Source organism: Mesorhizobium sp. M7A.F.Ca.CA.003.01.2.1 (genome assembly GCF_003998945.1).
Classification (GTDB): Bacteria; Pseudomonadota; Alphaproteobacteria; order Rhizobiales; family Rhizobiaceae; genus Mesorhizobium; species Mesorhizobium ciceri.
On record NZ_RZRA01000835.1, the window covers coordinates 1 to 2,533 of the forward strand.

At 59.7% G+C, this 2,533-nt stretch carries 3 protein-coding genes and 1 pseudogene; 2 read left to right on the forward strand and 2 right to left on the reverse strand.

Translation table 11 applies throughout. The annotated features are described in order from the left end of the window. Positions 1-303, forward strand: a pseudogene (locus EN969_RS26355) (hypothetical protein); the annotation flags it as partial. Beyond that, a complete protein-coding gene (locus EN969_RS26360; RefSeq protein WP_063168589.1) occupies positions 300-1,361 on the forward strand; it encodes a 2-oxoglutarate and iron-dependent oxygenase domain-containing protein in 1,062 nt (353 codons plus the stop codon). The pseudogene EN969_RS26355 and the gene EN969_RS26360, both read left to right, overlap by 4 nt. Before the next feature lie 70 nt (positions 1,362-1,431). Here EN969_RS26360 and EN969_RS26365 read toward each other — a convergent pair whose 3' ends face one another. Together EN969_RS26365 and EN969_RS26370 are read right to left on the reverse strand one after the other, a co-directional pair. After that, positions 1,432-1,767 carry a hypothetical protein gene (locus EN969_RS26365; RefSeq protein WP_127224178.1) on the reverse strand — a complete coding sequence of 112 codons (336 nt, stop codon included), beginning with the start codon at positions 1,765-1,767 and terminating at the stop codon, positions 1,432-1,434. A 123-nt stretch (positions 1,768-1,890) separates the two neighbouring features. Further along, on the reverse strand, positions 1,891-2,533 hold a 643-nt coding region (locus EN969_RS26370), incomplete at its 5' end, for a molybdopterin cofactor-binding domain-containing protein (RefSeq protein WP_164758501.1).

Consider the following 2,533-nt stretch of genomic DNA (forward strand, 5'->3'; position numbering starts at 1 on the left):
AACGAATACTGGACTATCAAGTACTTCGCCGTTGCGGGCGAGGGCATTGCCTATCTACCGCACTTCTTCACCACGATCGAGTGTGAACGCGGCCACCTCATTCCGTTGCTCGACACATGGGAGTCCGCGGAAAAGCGGGTCAGCATCCGCATATCGCGCCCGCACGCCCCATCGCGTAAGATGACCGCGTTCATGGATGTCTGCGGCCGCTACTTCTCGCCCGGCTTCGTTTTCACGGGGCCGCGCTACTACGTCGAAACAATCTTCGATGCAAGCCAGCAAGAAAAGGGAACAGAAAAATGAAGGTCCTTGAAACCGGTAATGGCGCGCGTGCAATGAAAGGGGGAGGGCTCGACCCGCAGCGTGTCAGCTTCGACAAGATCCCGATCATCGATCTCGAGCCCATGTTCGCAGGCAACGAGGCGGCCAAGCGAAAGCTCGCCCAGGAACTGCGCAAGGCCTGCACGGAAGTCGGCTTCCTCTATATCAAGAACCATCACGTTCCGAAGGAGGTCATCGATGCCGCGTTTGGGGTGGCGGAGGTGTATTTCGCCGAATCCGACGACGTGAAGATGGAGAATCACGTTTCCAATTCAAAGAATAATCGCGGTTATGCGGCAATATTGGAAGAGAATACGGATCCGACCGCGCGCGGAGACCTGCACGAATCGTATGATATTGCGCTGGATGTGCCAGCCGACGATCCGGACGTGAAGGCCGGCAAAGTACTCTACGGTCCCAACCAGTGGCCAGCGGGCAGGCCGGAATTCCGAACGGCACTGGAAGCCTACCATGCCGAGATGCTGACGCTGAGTGGCCACCTGCTCCATGCCTTTGCTCTGGCTCTTGGGTTGGAGGAGACATATTTCGACCTGCTGGTCGGCAAGCCGCTCGCAACTTTGCGGGTGCTCCACTATCCACCGCAGTTTGGCGAGATCGATGACCGCCAGATCGGAATTGGGGCGCATTCGGACTATGAGTGCTTCACGATCCTGGCCCAGAAGGATGGTATTTCAGCCTTGCAGGTACTGAATGCAACTGGCGAGTGGATTGCGGCCGATCCCGTCCCCGGCTGCTTCGTCGTCAATGTGGGAGATCAGATGGCGCGTTGGACCAATGACCTTTTCGCCTCGACCGTCCACCGCGCGGTGAATCGTTCCGGCAAAGAACGCTATTCGATCCCGTTCTTCTTCGGTCCAAACTATGATGCCGTGATCGAGGTGCTTCCCAGTTGCATTGATGAGGATCATCCTGCGAAGTACCCTCCGATCACGTCGGGCGAATACGTCAACGGCCGCTTCAAGGCGACATTTGCGCACTATGCCGCGCAAAGCGAGGCCGGCGCCGAAACCGCGGCTTAAGCGGATAATCCTGTCATGCGCGGCCGCTCCTGTGGCCGCGCGTCGCATACCCGCCGTCCGTTGACCGAGATCAATATGATAGCACCCTCGATGGGTAGCGTCGGGTTAACTGGTTAGCCATGGCGTCACCAGAAGAACCCATTTCGGTTTGACGGTGGATGTGGCTAATTTTTCGGCTTTGAGGGCTTGGTGGAGCGCGGTCTTGCCGATTTGGGCTTTGAGCAGCAACGGAGCAGAAAACCTGCATAAGGAAGTCACGGCTCGTCGTCCGGGTCAGCGGTTTTCGGATCGCGTGGCGGGCCTCGGTTTCGGCTATGGCCGCGGCAAGGCACAGCCAGTCGGCGATGCTGAGGGGGGTAATGTTTTCAGGGGGCATTTTGCCGGTGCCAAAATGGATGTCGCTCATGGTCTTACCCCTTGATGGTTGCGCGAGTGCTGAAGGTGAAAGTGTGGAGGGAGCACCACCGCCCGAAGCTGCGGCCTGGCCTCCCCACAAGGGGACCCTCAAGGGGTAGATCGGCCACCGCCCTTAAATCAGCTTCTCCAGCGTGATCGGCAGATCCCTGATCCTCTTTCCCGTCGCATGGAATACCGCGTTGGCAATCGCCGGCGCCACGCCGACAATGGCCAGTTCGCCAACGCCCTTGCCGCCGAGCACCGAGGAATGCAGGTCGGGGATGCCGACCGAGATCACCTCGATGTCGGGGATGTCGGCATTGGTCGGCACGAGGTAGTCGGCGAGGTTGTCATTGACGATGCGGCCGTGGCGGCGGTCGACGATGCCTTCTTCCAATAGCGCCTGGCCGATGCCCATGATGATGCCGCCCTTCCATTGGCTTTCGGCAAGTTTCGGGTTGTAGAGCCGGCCCGAATCCAGCGCCGACACCACACGCGATACACGCACCGTGCCGAAATCCTCGTCGACGCGCACTTCGATGAAATGCGCGCACCAGGAGTGGCGGGAATAGTCGCCCTCGGTGTGCGGCACCGACATGGCGATGGTGGTGTAGTTCTTGTAGCGATCATCTGGCGTCGAATTGGCCGGCATGGTGTCGCCGGTGGCTTCGATGTGGTCGCGGCCGACGCACTTGAGCAGTTCGGCGACGGAGACATCGGGGCCGTCGCCGCGCGGCGAAGCGATACGGCCATTGGCGACGACCAGCGTGTTGGCC